This is a genomic window from Streptomyces sp. NPDC034111, from assembly GCF_055575375.1.
Window position 1 is genome coordinate 1 of sequence record NZ_JBVIST010000001.1, and the last position, 13,425, is coordinate 13,425.

A 13,425-nucleotide genomic window follows, 5' to 3' on the forward strand; every position below is an offset into this window, starting at 1 on the left:
GTTCGTCCTGAGCCAGGATCAAACTCTCCGTGAATGCTTCCGGGATATCCCGGTTACACATCACGAGAGCGGAACCAGGGGAGGAATAATCCCCTCGGTTCACAGCGTCCTCGCTGTGTGTGCCACCCGGACCAGCCGGATGGGCTTTCAAAGGAACCTCATCTCCATGATGGAGACGGGGTATCAACATATCTGGCGTTGACTTTTGGCACGCTGTTGAGTTCTCAAGGAACGGACGCTTCCTTTGGATTCCCTCTCGGGTTTCCTCCGGGCGCTTCCCTTCGGTCTTGCGTTTCCGACTCTATCAGATCCTTGCGGTTCCGATTTTCGCCGGTGCGATTCGGCCTTTCGGCTTCTTCGCGTTTCCGACTTTAGCAGATCCGGATTCGTGTTGATTCCGGCTCTGACTTTCCGTCGGAGGTTGGCCTCAGTGCAGCCTTTTACCGCTGCCCTTTCGGCCTGGTTACTACTTTAGCGACGTTCCCTGGCGACTCATAATCGAGTCGGCGGGGTCGATTTTTGGCAACGCCAAAGCAGACCCGTCAGGGAATCGTTCGAAGTAGTGGTTTTTGCCGCCTGGCGGTCCGCGCAGCATGCGCTGACCGTCTCTAGCGGCTCGGGCTACGTTAGGTGGTTGACGGGGGAGAGTCAAGTTGCGCTGGTGGCGCGGCGGCGGGGCACATGGCGGCGGTACGGACTGACCGTCGGATCGTCGGCGATCCAGTAGCGCCAGGGGTGGTTGGCGCCGTCTCCGCCGACGCCGGTGCGCGGCCCGTTGCGTACCAGGCCGGGGGCCGGCGGGCGGCCGTGGAGCAGGGTGAGGGGGGCGTCGCCGCCGCGGCACAGGTCCGCGCCGTCGAGGGTGCGGTCGATGTCGAGGGCGGTGGCCAGGCGGGCCGGGCCCTTGGCCAGTTCGTTGGTGGTGCGGGCCTTGGGGCGGCGGGCGGCGGCCAGGGGCGCGCCGGCAAGGATCTCTCCGGCGCGCAGCAGGACGCCGCTGGCCTGGCCCTCGGGGCCGCAGACCGCGTTGAGGCTGAACCACATGCCGTAGATGAAGTAGACGTACGCGTGGCCGGGCGGGCCGAACATGGTGGCGTTGCGTGCGGTGCGGCCGCGGTAGGCGTGGGAGCCGGGGTCGGTCTCACCGTCGTACGCCTCGACCTCGGTCAGCCGGAGCTCGATCGGTCCTTCGGGGGTGTGGCGTACGAGCGTGCGGCCCAGCAGGTCGGGGGCCACCTCCACGACGGGGCGGGCGAAGAAGTCGCGGTTGAGCGGCATTCGTTCCGGTACGTCGGTCATGCGGTCCGAGCGTAGTGGAGCTGTTGTGGGCGGCGGCTGGCCAGGGGGGCGTCGGGGTTGGGAAGGTGTGGCCGTGGAACCGGCCTGCGCGGTTCCGCGTTCGTAGGAAGCGATTCGCAGGGAACGAGCCGAGATCTCGGCGCGCAACAAGAGAGCACAGGCGCATCGCCTGGGGAGGACGAGCATGGGATTCAAGAAGCTGCTGGCGAGCCTGGGCGCCGGGGGCGCGTCGGTGGAGACGGTGCTCTTCGAGGAGAACGTCGTCCCTGGCGGGGTCGTCCAGGGTGAGGTGCGGATCCAGGGCGGGTCGGTGGCCCAGGACATTCAGGGGCTGTCCGTCGGGTTGCAGGCGCGGGTCGAGGTGGAGAACGGCGAGGAGGAGTACAAGCGCGACGTCGAATTCACCAAGGTGCAGCTGGGCGGGGAGTTCCAGGTGCAGCCTGGTGCGACGCACACCGTCCCGTTCGGGCTGGAGATCCCGTGGGAGACGCCGATCACCACGTTCCTGGGGACGCATCTGCACGGGATGAGCGTCGGGGTGACGACGGAGCTGGCGATCGCGCGGGCGGTGGACTCCGGTGACCTCGACCCGGTGAATGTGCACCCGCTGCCGGCGCAGCAGGCGATTCTGGATGCGTTCGGGCGGCTCGGGTTCCGTTTCAAGGCGGCCGACCTGGAGCAGGGGCAGATCCGGGGGACGCGGCAGCGGCTGCCGTTCTACCAGGAGATCGAGTTCTACGCCCCGCAGCAGTACAGGGGGCTGAACCAGGTCGAGCTGTCGTTCGTGGCGGACGACCGGGAGATGGACGTCGTCCTGGAGATGGACAAGAAGCCGGGGCTGTTCAGCGAGGGATCGGACACCTACCGGTCGTTCACGGTCGGGCTGAACGACTTCGAGGGCACCGACTGGGCGGCTTACCTCAACCAGTGGCTGGCGGAGGTCGGCGGGAAGCGAAACTGGCTCTAACCTGGCCCGACAGAGTGTCAGCAAGCGACCAGGAGGTTCGAGGTGTCCGAGCTGAAGCGGCGGCCGCTCCCGCACGATTTCCATCCGCCGGTGCCGGAGTTCACGGTGCTGAGCGACGAGGTGGAGCCGGGCGGGACGCTGCGGTCCGAGCAGGTCCACGCGGAGGGGAACCGTTCGCCGCAGCTGCGGTGGGAGGGTGCTCCCGCGGGGACCAAGAGCTACGCCGTCACCTGCTACGACCCGGACGCGCCGACCGGAAGCGGGTTCTGGCACTGGGTGCTGTTCGACATTCCGGCGTCGGTGACGGAGCTGCCGTCCGGGGCCGGGTCCGGGGACATGAAGGGGCTGCCCGAGGGCGCCGTCCATGTCCGTAACGACTACGGGACGCGGGACTTCGGGGGCGCGGCGCCGCCGCCCGGGGACGGTCCGCACCGCTATGTGTTCACGGTGTACGCGGTGGACCAGGAGAAGCTGGGTCCCGATGCGGACGCCTCGCCCGCGGTGGTGGGCTTCAACCTGCGGTTCCACACGGTCGGGCGGGCCCAGCTGATCGCCGAGTACGAGGTGCCGGCGGCGGGCTGAGCGCCGTAATTCCGTTGCGCCCCGGCGCTTCCCGCACGCAGAGTGGTACCCGAGCCGCCGCCCCTCATCAGGGCGTCGGGCAGCTGGTACCGCAGTGGCGGAAGCGGCGGGGCGCAGGTGTGTCGCCGGCCGCTTGTCGGAGCCCGCATGAGTGTCGGGTGTCCTCGCCGGCTGTCATTCGCTCCGGGTCTCGCGTGTTCACGGGGGTGGGACCCGGAGCGATCTCGTTCCGCCGCTTTTCCGGTGCCGCGGAGCGCCGTCCGAGCACCCTGTTTTCATCTTCCGATCCCGCTCCATTTCCCCTGTGGCATGCGGAAATTGCGTTGTTCGGGGAATACCTGCCGCTGCACAGTGGAGCAACTTCGCCACGGGGGCGGAGCGGGTCCGGGAGGTGGGCGGAATGCGCGAGACGCTGGTGCTCAATGCGAGCTTCGAGCCGCTGTCGACGGTGTCGCTGCGGCGTGCGGTGGTGCTGGTCATGCAGGACAAGGCCGTCGTCGAGCACGCGCATCCGGGGCTGCGGATCCGTGCCGCTTCGGTGGACGTACCCGTGCCGCAGGTGATCAGACTCTGCAGATACGTACGGGTGCCGTTCCGACAACGGGCGCCCTGGTCGCGGCGGGGGGTGCTGGTGCGTGACCAGCACCGGTGTGCGTACTGCGGGCGGCGGGCGACGACGGTGGACCATGTGGTGCCGCGGTCGCACGGCGGTGGGGACACCTGGCTGAATACCGTCGCCTCGTGTGCGGAGGACAACCACCGCAAGGCGGACCGTACGCCCGAGCAGGCGGGGATGCAGCTGCTGCGCCGGCCGTTCGAGCCGACGCCGGCGGATGCCCTGCTGTCGACGCTGGGGGTCTCCGTGCGGGATGCCCTGCCGGAGTGGCTGGCGCTGCCGGCGTAGTGCCCGCCATCCGGAAGTCGTCCAGCTCCCCCTATTTCAGGAGGAGTTGGGCGATGGCCAGCAGGCCGACGAGGACGATGACGGCGCGCAGGGCGGTGGGTGGCAGCCGCCGGCCGACCTTCGCGCCGAGCTGGCCGCCGAGGGTGGAGCCGAGCGCGATCAGGGCGACGGCGGTCCAGTCGAACTCCGCGACGAAGAGGAAGAAGACCGCCGCCACGCCGTTGACGACGGCCGCGAGGACGTTCTTGAGGGCGTTGATCCGCTGGAGGTCCTCGTTGAGCAGTACGCCCATCAGGGAGAGGTAGATCACGCCCTGGGCGGCGCCGAAGTAGCCGCCGTAGACGCTGGCCAGCAGCAGGCCGAGGAGCAGGGCGGGGCCGCCGTCGGGGTGGGCGGTGGTGCCGTTGCGCTCGCGCCGGGCGCGGATCCTGGCGGCGAGCCTGGGCTGTGCGACGACGAGTACGAGCGCGACGGCGATCAGGATCGGGACGATGGTGTCGAAGGCCTTGGAGGGCAGCGCCAGCAGCAGGATCGCGCCGCCGAGGCCGCCGACGAGGGCGAAGGCGCTCAGGCGCAGCAGACGGCGGCGCTGCCCGGCGAGTTCGCGGCGGTAGCCGAAGGCGCCGCTGAGCGAACCGGGCACCAGGCCGAGGGTGTTGGAGACGTTCGCCGTGACGGGCGGCAGGCCGAAGGCGAGCAGCACCGGGAAGGTGATCAGCGTCCCGGATCCGACGATGGTGTTGATCGTGCCGGCACCGATTCCGGCGGCGAAGACTGCAACTGCTTCCCAGATGGACAAGGCCATCTCCTCACATGATCAGGGTCGCCTCCCCGCCATGAAGGTCGAGGGGCCACCACTGATCATGCACGAGGGTGTGCTGGGTCAGTCGATCGGGGGCGTCTCGTGCTTCGGCGTGCTGGGCTTGGGGATGGAGCCGCCCCCGGTCGGCGGGGCGAAGTTGCCGATGGCGCCGCCGAGGCCCTTGAGGGCGTCGCCGATCTCGCTGGGCACGATCCAGAGCTTGTTGGCGTCGCCTTCGGCGATCTTCGGCAGCATCTGGAGGTACTGGTAGGAGAGCAGCTTCTGGTCCGGGTCGCCGGCGTGGATGGACTCGAAGACCACCCGGATCGCCTGGGCCTCACCCTCGGCGCGCAGCGCGGCCGCCTTGGCCTCACCTTCGGCGCGCAGGATCGAGGACTGCTTCTCACCCTCGGCGGTCAGGATCTGCGACTGCCGGACACCTTCGGCCTGGAGGATGGCGGCGCGCTTGTCACGGTCGGCGCGCATCTGCTTCTCCATCGAGTCCTGGATGGAGGTCGGCGGCTCGATGGCCTTGAGCTCGACGCGGTTGACGCGGATGCCCCACTTGCCGGTGGCCTCGTCGAGGACGCCGCGCAGTGCTGCGTTGATCTCCTCGCGGGAGGTCAGGGTGCGCTCCAGGTCCATGCCGCCGATGATGTTCCGGAGCGTGGTGACGGTGAGCTGCTCGATGGCCTGGATGTAGCTGGCGACCTCGTACGTCGCGGCGCGGGCGTCGGTGACCTGGTAGTAGATGACCGTGTCGATGTTGACGACCAGGTTGTCCTGGGTGATCACCGGCTGCGGTGGGAACGGCACGACCTGCTCGCGGAGGTCGATGCGGTTGCGGATGGAGTCGATGAACGGGACGACGATGTTCAGTCCCGCGTTCAGCGTTCTCGTATAGCGGCCGAAGCGTTCCACGATGGCGGCGCTGGCCTGTGGGATGACCTGGATCGTTTTGATGAGTGCGATGAACACGAGCACCACCAGGATGATCAGGACGATGATGATCGGTTCCACAGCGGCTCCCGTGCCCTTCGTTCTGGTCCGCGCCGGCCGGCGGCCGGCTTGCCGGTGATCAGTGTTTCAGAGACATGGCTCGTCGCGCAGCGTGTTCAGGTCAGATGACCACGGCCGTGGCGCCGTCGATCTCGACGACGTCGACCTGCTGGCCCGGTTCGTAGACCCGCTCACCGTCGAGGGCCCGGGCGGACCAGATCTCGCCGGCGAGCTTGATACGGCCCCCGCCACCGCCGTCGACCCGCTCCAGGACCGTGGCGCTCCGGCCCTTCAGCGCGTCGATCCCGGACGCGAGTTGGGGGCTCTGGGAGCGGTGGCGGTTGGCGAGCGGGCGCACGACGGCGATCAGGGCGACCGACACCGCGACGAACACGAGGAATTGCGGGACGGTGCCGCCACCGAGCGCTGCGGTGACGGCACCGGCGACGGCACCGACTGCGAACATCCCGAATTCGGGCATCGCGGTCACGACGAGAGGAATACCCAGTCCTACGGCGGCGATCAGCCACCACACCCATGGATCCACGGCTTCATGGTAGATCCGTACGGCTGTCCGGGAACAGGGCGCGATCGGTCAGACGCGGGCAACACCCAACGTTTCAAGGGCTCCTGGAGGGTGGCGGCCGGGCGACGGCAGGCCGCTCAGGCCAGCGGCAGACCCTGCGCGGTCCAGCGGTCGCCCACGCGCTCGACGACCAGGGGCAGGCCGAAGCAGTGGGAGAGGTTGCTGGAGGTCAGTTCGAGTTCGAGCGGGCCGGCGGCCAGCACCTTGCCCTGGCGGATCATCAGGACGTGGGTGAAGCCGGGGGCGATCTCCTCGACGTGGTGGGTGACCATCAGCATGGAGGGCGCGTACGGGTCGCGGGCGAGGCGGCCCAGGCGGCGGACCAGGTCCTCGCGGCCGCCGAGGTCGAGGCCGGCGGCCGGCTCGTCCAGCAGCAGCAGCTCGGGGTCGGTCATCATCGCGCGGGCGATCAGGGTGCGCTTGCGCTCGCCCTCGGAGAGGGTGCCGAACTTCCGGTCGAGGTAGTCGTTCATGCCGAGCCGGTCGAGGAAGGCGCGGGCGCGCTCCTCATCGATGGCCTCGTAGTTCTCCTGCCAGTGCGCGGTCATACCGTACGCGGCGGTGAGCACGGTCTCCAGGACGGTCTGGCTGCGCGGCAGCTTGTCGGCGAGTGCGATGCCGGCGATGCCGATGCGCGGGCGCAGGTCGAAGACGTCGACCTTGCCCAGCTGCTCGCCGAGGACGGAGGCGGTGCCCTTGGTCGGGTAGAGGTAGCTGGAGGCGACATTCAGCAGGGTGGTCTTGCCGGCGCCGTTGGGGCCGAGGATCACCCAGCGCTCCCCCTCCTTCACCGACCAGGAGACCTGGTCCACCAGAGCCCGTCCTTCGCGGACCACGGATACGTCCACCAGCTCCAGCACATCGCTCATGAGCGCGTTGTCTCCCATTGCTTCTCGGTCGTCGCGTTGCACCTGTAGGCGCAGCCCCCTGCAAACCTACGCCACTCGTTGTCAGTGCCGTTCCCTAGGCTGGGGACATGCTCGATGAACCTCGTTCGGGACGGCTGGCGGCATGGGGAAATGCCCTATTGGCCGGGCTTGTCTCACCTGATGAAGCCGCGCATCGGATCGCGGACGACGATGCGGTGCACCGCGTGGAGGGCCTGCCCGGAGAGGAGGCGCCGGTCGGGCTGACGCTCGCGCTGGGGCGGCTGCGGGCGCTGGGGGCGATCGGCCTGCGGGTCGCGCTGCCGGTGCCGGGGCATCCGCTGGGGCTGTGCGGGCCGCCGGAATTCAATGCCCGGGCGCTGGAGGCCGAGGAGGCGGTGCTCGCCACCGGCGCCGGGCTGGGGCTGATCCCGGAGACGTACGAGGCCGGGCCGGAGGGCGGTGCCGCGCCCGATGTGCATGTGGAGGTGGTCTGGCGGTGTCTGCCGGTGCGCGAGGCGCCGCCGGCGGACGTGCCGTCGCTGGGCGAGGCGGAACGGGAGCTGGCGGAGGCACTGCGGGAGGCGACCGAGGTGCTCTCGAAGCTGGATGTGGCCGGGTCCGGTCCGGTGGCGCAGGCGGCGCTGGCGGCGTACCGGGCGCGGGCGGAGGCCGGCCGGCAGGTGCTGGCTCCCGGCTATCCGCCCCGTGCGGTGCGGGTGCTGGAGCTGGCGCAGCGGGTCGGTGCGCTGATCGACATCGCGCTCCCCCATAGCCTTAAGGGCATGGGAGGGGCCCCCATCGCCGGCGGGGACGGGGAGCACGGCGGGGCGGTGAGCGCGTCGGAGATCGCGGCCCGTGCGGAGGCGCTGCGCCCGGTGGAGCGGACGGCCCGGCGGGCGCAGGTCGCGGCGTACAACTCCGCGGTGGAGGAGCGGGAGCGGCACCGGGGGTGATGGGGGGGCACGAGCCAGGCCCCGCCGGACCATTGTGTGGTCGACGACGGGGCCGGTGCCGAGCGGGGCCGGACGGCTCTGGGCAGGGTGAGCCGGCCCGCCCCGGTTCGGACAGCTCAGTTGCCGGAGGCGGTGTTGTCGAAGGTGGGGTTGAGCGCACCGATGACGTTGGCGCTGTTGCCGGTGGCGTTCACGGGCACATGCACCGGGGCCTGGGCGAGGTTGCCCGAGCCGATGCCCGGGGAGCTGGTGGCCTTGCCGTCCGCGTCCGCGCCGCCGGCGGCGCAGGCGGAACCGGCGGCAGCGCCGAGGGCGAGAGCAACACCGGCCACGACGAGGGCGGCCTGCTTGGCGGTGTTCATGGCGTGAGTTCCTTAGGTGGTCCCGGCGTGATCGGGAAGACGCCCCCTGGGGGCTGAACAGCTCGGGGCAGGAGAGCTGTTCAGCCCCGGACCGGGCTGGTCAGTTGTTGGCGCTGAAGCCGTCGCCGAAGGCGGGGTTGAGCAGGCCGACGACGTTGATGGTGTTGCCGTGGACGTTCACGGGGACGTGCACCGGGGCCTGGACGAGGTTGCCGGAGGCGATGCCGCGGGAGTTCGTGGCACCACCGGCGGCCTGCGGGCCGTCGGTGGCGAAGGCCGAACCGGCGGCCGCACCGAGGGCGAGACCGGTGGCGGAGAGAACGAGGGCGGCCTTCTTGGCGGTGTTCATGGGGTGTTCCTCACTTGCCGGCACGAGGCCGGACTGACGACGGGGACTGTGCGGAGAGCGGACCGGCCGCACATCCAGGAGCGCGTCCGGGAGTGACCGGGCCGGTCCGGCACGACCGCGCGGACCATGACGTCACGCGGATCGTGCGGGCCCTGCGGGCCGGTCTGCGGTCAGTTGTTGACGCAGGGGGCGCCGAAGCTGGGGTTGTACAGGCCGACGGCCGAGATCGTGTCACCGCAGACGTTCACCGGGACGTGCACCGGGACCTGGACGGTGTTGCCCGACACGGCGCCCGGCGACTTCGTCGTACCGCCCACGGCCTGCGGGGTGTGGGCCGAAGCGACGCCGGCGCCCGCGAGGGCGAGGCCACTCGCCGCCATCGTGATGGCCGCTGCGCGCTTGATGTTCTTCACTTCTCTTGCTCCTCATTGCCGTTGCCGTGACCAGCCGCCACGACTGCTCTGGACAACGGCCCGGACCGAGGAGGGATACGCCGAACGGGCTACCTCTACACGACAGTATGAATCTCGGACCGGGAGCGACGTTCGGGTTGACGCATTGTCGTACGGCCCGACCGTCGGACACCCGCGCCGGTGCGGTCTCCGGGCGGTTCAGCCCCCGATTCCGTGCCGTACGGCCCACAGCGCGGCCTGCGTCCGGTCGGCGAGGTCGAGCTTCATCAGGATGTTGGAGACATGGGTCTTGACGGTCTTCTCGGAGAGCACCAGCGCGCGGGCGATCTCCCGGTTGGAGCGGCCGTCCGCGATCAGGCCCAGCACCTCGTTCTCCCGCTCGGTGAGGGAAGTGCCGCGCCCCTGGCCGCCGTTGCCCTCGTCCTGGGAGAGCAGCGCGCCGGCGACCTCGGGCTGGAGCAGCACATGGCCGGCGTGTACGGAGCGGATGGCGGCGGCCAGCGCCTCCGGGTCGATGTCCTTGTAGACATAGCCGGCCGCGCCCGCGCGCAGGGCCGGGACGACGGTGCGCTGTTCGGTGAAGCTGGTCACCACCAGCACCCGGGCGGGGTTGGCCAGTTCGCGGAGCTTGCGCAGCGCCTCGATGCCGTCCATACCGGGCATCTTGACGTCCATCAGGACGACGTCCGGGCGCAGTTGCTCGGCGGCGGCGATGCCCTCGGCCCCGTCGGAGGCCTCCCCCACCACCTCGATGTCGCCCTGGACCTCCAGGAACGTACGCAGTCCCCGGCGTACGACCTGGTGGTCGTCGACGATCAGGACGTGGATCGATCCGGTGTCAGCCACCGGGCACCTCCATCTCGACAGCGGTGCCCTTGCCGGGCTCCGACTCCACGGTGAGCTGTCCGCCGACGCCGCCGGCGCGGTCGTGCATCGAGACCAGGCCGAGGTGGCGGCCGGCGCGGCGGACCGCACCGGGGTCGAAGCCGCAGCCGTCGTCGGCTATCCGCAGCAGGGCTCCCTGGCCGTTGCGGGAGACGGTGACCTCGACGTGGGTGGCGCCCGAGTGCCGCAGGGCGTTGTGCAGCGCCTCCTGGGCGACCCGGAGCAGGGCCTCCTCCTGGGCGGCCGGCAGCGCCCGTACGCCCTGGGCCGCGAAGGAGACCCGGGCGGAGTGGGCGCGGTCCAGGACCTGGATCTGTGAGCGCAGGGTGGCGACCAGTCCGTCCTCGTCGAGGGCGGCGGGCCGCAGTTCGACGACGGCGGCACGCAGTTCGTCGGCGGCCTCGGCGGCGAGTGCGGCGACCTGGTGCAGCTCGTCCTTGGCGCGGGCCGGGTCGCGGTCGACCAGGGCGGTGGCGGCCTGGGCGGTGAGGCGGAGCGAGAAGAGCTTCTGGGCGACGGCGTCGTGCAGTTCGTGGGCGAGCCGGGCGCGCTCGCCGGCGATGGTGAGTTCGCGGCTGCGCTCGTAGAGGCGGGCGTTGGTCAGGGCGATGGCGGCGTGCTGGGCGAGTATGCCGAGGAGGCGCTCGTCGTCCTCGGTGAAGCCGCAGCGGCCGTCCTCCTTGGGGCAGCGCTTGTTGGCGAGGAAGAGGGCGCCGAGGATCTCGTCGCCGTCGGCGACCGGGAGACCCAGGAAGTCGGACATGTCGGGGTGCGCCTCGGGCCAGCCGCCGAAGCGGGGGTCCTCGCGGACGTCGGCGAGCCGCTCGGGGGTGGCGTTGTGCAGCATCGCGGCGAGGATGCCGTGCTGGCGGGGCAGCGGGCCGATGGCCTTCCACTGCTCGGCGCTGACCCCGTCGACCACGAACTGGGCGAAGCCGCCGTGGTCGTCGGGCACCCCGAGGGCGGCGTACTCGGCGTCCAGCAGCTCGCGGGCCGAGGCCACGATCGTCTTGAGGACGTCGCGTACCTCCAGATGCCTGCTCATCGCCAGGATCGCGGTGCTCACCGCGGGGATCCCGGCCCCCGGTCCGTTGGTCATGGCCACACCGTACCGGCGGGGCGAGCGGCCCGTATCGGTCCGGCGAACCCTTCGCCTAGGCCCCCGGGCCTAGGCCGAATGCCCTGGCCGGGGCCGGTCCGCCGGCCGACGCCCGGGGCGCGGCGCGGTTCCTACGGTGAGGGCGTGGGCCCGGGGCGGCCGCTCCGGCCGGAAAGGGGACGTGATCATGCCGGTGGCGCTCATCACGGGGGCATCGAAGGGGCTGGGCCGGGCAGTCGCCCGGGCGCTGGCCGTCCGTGGCTGGGATCTGGTCGTGGATGCCAGATCCGCCGGACCGCTGGCGGATGTGGCGGGGGAGCTGCGCGGCACGGGCGCGCGGGTGGCGGCGCCGGCCGGGGATGTGACGGACGCCGGGCACCGGGCGGCGCTGGTGGCCGCGGCGGAGGAGCTGGGCGGGCTCGATCTGCTGGTGAACAACGCGAGCGCGCTGGGGGCGGAGCCGCTGGTGCGGCTGGCGGAGCAGCCGACGGCGGGGCTGCGCCGGGCGCTGGAGGTGAATGTGGTGGCACCGCTGGCGCTTATTCAGCTGGCTTTGCCGCTTTTGCGCCAGTCCTCCTATCTGGCCTCCTACCTGTCGTCGTATGACGAAGAGAACCTTTACGGAGATTACATCCGTTATGCGGGTGATATAGGTCATTCCGATGCATACGATTCGCCCCCTTACTCCAAGAATGCCGGAAATACCGCATTGTCCGATTCGCCCCCTTATATAGGGGAGGGTGGAATCGTCCTCTCCCTCAGCTCGGACGCGGCAGTGGAGGCCTGTCCGACCTGGGGCGGCTACGGGGCGGCGAAGGCCGCGCTGGACCAGCTGTCCGCGGTGCTCGCCGTGGAGGAGCCGGGGCTGCGGGTGTGGTGGGTGGACCCGGGCGACATGCGGACCGATCTGTACGCGGCCGCGGTACCGGACGATGACGCCTCCGGGCGGCCACTGCCCGAGACCGTGGTCCCGGCGCTGCTGCGGCTGCTGGACACGGCGGCCCCCAGCGGCCGCTACCGGGCGGCGGACCTGATGGCCACGCCCGGCGGAGCGGCAGGCGCCCGGTGACGGCTCCGGCGCTGCACGTCCCCGAGGAGCTGTCCGCCCGCCTGCCGGCCGAGCAGCGGGGCCCCGGCCTGGACCGGGACGCCGTACGGCTGCTGGTGAGCCGGGGGACGGCCCAGGCCGGGCACCACGCCTTCGGTGAGCTGCCGGACCTGCTGGCGCCGGGGGACGTACTGGTCGTCAACACCTCCAGGACGCTGCCGGCGGCGGTGGACGGCCGGGTCGGGGACGGCCGGGGGCGCGGTGAGCCGGTGGTGGTGCACTTCTCCACCCGCGCGGACCGGTGGCACCCGGCGGGCCCGGCGGTGGCCGGCTGCTGGGCGGTCGAGCTGCGCCGCCCGGACGGCCGGGGCAGCACCCGGCCGCGGGCGGGCGGTCCGCCCGGGACGGTGGTACGGCTGCCGGACGGGGCCCGGCTGGTCCTGGAGGCGCCGGTGGACCCCGGTGGCGTACGGCTGTGGTGGGCGCGCCTGAGGGGCGCGCGGGCGGCCGGCCTGATGCGGCGGCACGGGCGGCCGATCCGCTACGGCTATACGGAACGGGACCAGCCGCTGGCCGCGTATCAGACGGTGTTCGCGGTGGACTCCCCCGGCGGCAGCGCGGAGATGCCGAGCGCGGCCCGGCCCTTCACCGCGGAGCTGGTGGCGCGGCTGGCCGGGAAGGGGGTGCAGTTCGCGCCCGTCTGTCTGCATACAGGGGTGGCGTCGGCGGAGGCGTTCGAGCCGCCGTATCCGGAGCGGTTCGTGGTGCCGCCGGTGACGGCCTGGCTGGTGAATGCCGTACGCGCGCGGCGGCGCGCGGCGCCCCGGCTCACCGGCGGGCGGGTCATCGCGGTGGGCACCACCGCCGTACGCGCCCTGGAGTCGGCGGCGGGGGCGGACGGACGGGTACGGGCGACGGCCGGCTGGACGGATCTCGTGGTGACGCCGGAGCGCGGGGTGCGGGCGGTGGACGGTCTGCTCACCGGGCTGCACGAGCCCACCGCCTCGCATCTGCTGATGCTGGAGGCCGTGGCGTCGGCGACGGCGGACCGGGAGGCGCTGCGGCGGGCCTACGCGGCGGCCGTGCGGCGGCGTTATCTGTGGCACGAATTCGGTGATCTGCATCTGCTGCTGCCGGGCTGAAATGCCGGGAGGTTCCGGGGCCCGCCGGCCGGACGGCGTCCGCGGTGATGCCGGGTGCGTCAGGCGGGACATCCGGCATGGGCGTACGAACTGCCCTTTTTAATCCGAAGGTCCCTTGACCGGGGCATGGTCGAGGCATCTGGCATACAGGCTGTGCGTTCGCAAT

16 protein-coding genes are annotated in these 13,425 nt (G+C 71.0%); 6 read left to right on the forward strand and 10 right to left on the reverse strand.

Annotated elements, in window-relative coordinates:
- Positions 1 to 648: 648 nt before the first annotated feature.
- On the reverse strand, positions 649 to 1,299 hold the full coding sequence (locus ACZ55A_RS00005) for a DNA-3-methyladenine glycosylase (RefSeq protein ID WP_468830650.1): 651 nt from the start codon (positions 1,297 to 1,299) through the stop codon (positions 649 to 651).
- A gap of 184 nt (positions 1,300 to 1,483) precedes the next feature.
- On the opposite strand from ACZ55A_RS00005, the gene ACZ55A_RS00010 reads away from it, so the two are divergent.
- The 3 genes from ACZ55A_RS00010 (at position 1,484) to ACZ55A_RS00020 (ending at position 3,752) form a co-directional block, all read left to right on the forward strand.
- The gene (locus tag ACZ55A_RS00010; protein ID WP_468830653.1) at positions 1,484 to 2,266 is read left to right on the forward strand and encodes a sporulation protein; all 783 of its coding nucleotides are present in this window, start codon (positions 1,484 to 1,486) and stop codon (positions 2,264 to 2,266) included.
- 42 nt (positions 2,267 to 2,308) lie between these two features.
- The gene (locus tag ACZ55A_RS00015) at positions 2,309 to 2,848 is read left to right on the forward strand and encodes a YbhB/YbcL family Raf kinase inhibitor-like protein (protein ID WP_468830656.1); all 540 of its coding nucleotides are present in this window, start codon (positions 2,309 to 2,311) and stop codon (positions 2,846 to 2,848) included.
- A 400-nt stretch (positions 2,849 to 3,248) separates the two neighbouring features.
- Positions 3,249 to 3,752, forward strand: coding sequence for an HNH endonuclease (locus ACZ55A_RS00020; protein ID WP_468830659.1), 504 nt, complete (start codon positions 3,249 to 3,251; stop codon positions 3,750 to 3,752).
- Between the two features lie 31 nt (positions 3,753 to 3,783).
- Here the strand turns inward: ACZ55A_RS00020 and ACZ55A_RS00025 are convergent, their stop codons facing one another.
- The 4 genes from ACZ55A_RS00025 to ACZ55A_RS00040 all read right to left on the reverse strand — a co-directional run bounded on the left by ACZ55A_RS00025 (position 3,784) and on the right by ACZ55A_RS00040 (position 7,026).
- Positions 3,784 to 4,557: a sulfite exporter TauE/SafE family protein gene (locus ACZ55A_RS00025; protein ID WP_468830662.1), complete on the reverse strand. Its 774-nt coding sequence runs from the start codon at positions 4,555 to 4,557 to the stop codon at positions 3,784 to 3,786.
- A gap of 78 nt (positions 4,558 to 4,635) precedes the next feature.
- Positions 4,636 to 5,574: an SPFH domain-containing protein gene (locus tag ACZ55A_RS00030; RefSeq protein ID WP_468830665.1), complete on the reverse strand. Its 939-nt coding sequence runs from the start codon at positions 5,572 to 5,574 to the stop codon at positions 4,636 to 4,638.
- Positions 5,575 to 5,674: 100 nt separating this feature from the next.
- Positions 5,675 to 6,088 carry an NfeD family protein gene (locus tag ACZ55A_RS00035; protein WP_468834396.1) on the reverse strand — a complete coding sequence of 138 codons (414 nt, stop codon included), beginning with the start codon at positions 6,086 to 6,088 and terminating at the stop codon, positions 5,675 to 5,677.
- 128 nt (positions 6,089 to 6,216) lie between these two features.
- Entirely contained in the window at positions 6,217 to 7,026 is an 810-nt protein-coding gene (locus ACZ55A_RS00040; protein ID WP_468830668.1) for an ABC transporter ATP-binding protein, read from the reverse strand.
- 89 nt (positions 7,027 to 7,115) lie between these two features.
- On the opposite strand from ACZ55A_RS00040, the gene ACZ55A_RS00045 reads away from it, so the two are divergent.
- Positions 7,116 to 7,961 (forward strand): hypothetical protein, encoded by an 846-nt coding sequence (locus ACZ55A_RS00045; protein WP_468830671.1) that lies wholly within the window; start codon positions 7,116 to 7,118, stop codon positions 7,959 to 7,961.
- A gap of 116 nt (positions 7,962 to 8,077) precedes the next feature.
- Here ACZ55A_RS00045 and ACZ55A_RS00050 read toward each other — a convergent pair whose 3' ends face one another.
- The 5 genes from ACZ55A_RS00050 to ACZ55A_RS00070 all read right to left on the reverse strand — a co-directional run bounded on the left by ACZ55A_RS00050 (position 8,078) and on the right by ACZ55A_RS00070 (position 11,069).
- Positions 8,078 to 8,323 (reverse strand): chaplin, encoded by a 246-nt coding sequence (locus tag ACZ55A_RS00050; RefSeq protein ID WP_468830674.1) that lies wholly within the window; start codon positions 8,321 to 8,323, stop codon positions 8,078 to 8,080.
- 100 nt (positions 8,324 to 8,423) lie between these two features.
- Complete coding sequence (locus tag ACZ55A_RS00055; protein WP_468830677.1) at positions 8,424 to 8,672, reverse strand: chaplin; 249 nt, start codon at positions 8,670 to 8,672, stop codon at positions 8,424 to 8,426.
- 170 nt (positions 8,673 to 8,842) lie between these two features.
- On the reverse strand, positions 8,843 to 9,085 hold the full coding sequence (locus ACZ55A_RS00060) for a chaplin (protein ID WP_468830680.1): 243 nt from the start codon (positions 9,083 to 9,085) through the stop codon (positions 8,843 to 8,845).
- A 198-nt stretch (positions 9,086 to 9,283) separates the two neighbouring features.
- Positions 9,284 to 9,931, reverse strand: coding sequence for a response regulator (locus ACZ55A_RS00065; RefSeq protein WP_468830683.1), 648 nt, complete (start codon positions 9,929 to 9,931; stop codon positions 9,284 to 9,286).
- Positions 9,924 to 11,069 carry a GAF domain-containing sensor histidine kinase gene (locus tag ACZ55A_RS00070; RefSeq protein WP_468830686.1) on the reverse strand — a complete coding sequence of 382 codons (1,146 nt, stop codon included), beginning with the start codon at positions 11,067 to 11,069 and terminating at the stop codon, positions 9,924 to 9,926. Before ACZ55A_RS00070 ends, ACZ55A_RS00065 begins: the two co-directional genes overlap by 8 nt.
- 181 nt (positions 11,070 to 11,250) lie before the next feature.
- Here ACZ55A_RS00070 and ACZ55A_RS00075 point away from each other — a divergent pair, with 181 nt between their 5' ends.
- Complete coding sequence (locus ACZ55A_RS00075; RefSeq protein ID WP_468830689.1) at positions 11,251 to 12,138, forward strand: SDR family NAD(P)-dependent oxidoreductase; 888 nt, start codon at positions 11,251 to 11,253, stop codon at positions 12,136 to 12,138.
- On the forward strand, positions 12,135 to 13,259 hold the full coding sequence (locus tag ACZ55A_RS00080; protein ID WP_468830692.1) for an S-adenosylmethionine:tRNA ribosyltransferase-isomerase: 1,125 nt from the start codon (positions 12,135 to 12,137) through the stop codon (positions 13,257 to 13,259). The genes ACZ55A_RS00075 and ACZ55A_RS00080 overlap by 4 nt, the downstream gene beginning before the upstream one ends.
- Positions 13,260 to 13,425 lie beyond the last annotated feature (166 nt).

Bases quoted from the DNA above. Each gene is read 5' to 3' on its own strand.
- ACZ55A_RS00005 (WP_468830650.1), bottom strand. From the start codon at position 1,299: ATGACCGACGTACCGGAACGAATGCCGCTCAACCGCGACTTCTTCGCC.
- ACZ55A_RS00010 (WP_468830653.1), top strand. From the start codon at position 1,484: ATGGGATTCAAGAAGCTGCTGGCGAGCCTGGGCGCCGGGGGCGCGTCG.
- ACZ55A_RS00020 (WP_468830659.1), top strand. From the start codon at position 3,249: ATGCGCGAGACGCTGGTGCTCAATGCGAGCTTCGAGCCGCTGTCGACG.
- ACZ55A_RS00025 (WP_468830662.1), bottom strand. From the start codon at position 4,557: ATGGCCTTGTCCATCTGGGAAGCAGTTGCAGTCTTCGCCGCCGGAATC.
- ACZ55A_RS00040 (WP_468830668.1), bottom strand. From the start codon at position 7,026: ATGGGAGACAACGCGCTCATGAGCGATGTGCTGGAGCTGGTGGACGTA.
- ACZ55A_RS00045 (WP_468830671.1), top strand. From the start codon at position 7,116: ATGCTCGATGAACCTCGTTCGGGACGGCTGGCGGCATGGGGAAATGCC.
- ACZ55A_RS00050 (WP_468830674.1), bottom strand. From the start codon at position 8,323: ATGAACACCGCCAAGCAGGCCGCCCTCGTCGTGGCCGGTGTTGCTCTC.
- ACZ55A_RS00055 (WP_468830677.1), bottom strand. From the start codon at position 8,672: ATGAACACCGCCAAGAAGGCCGCCCTCGTTCTCTCCGCCACCGGTCTC.
- ACZ55A_RS00070 (WP_468830686.1), bottom strand. From the start codon at position 11,069: ATGACCAACGGACCGGGGGCCGGGATCCCCGCGGTGAGCACCGCGATC.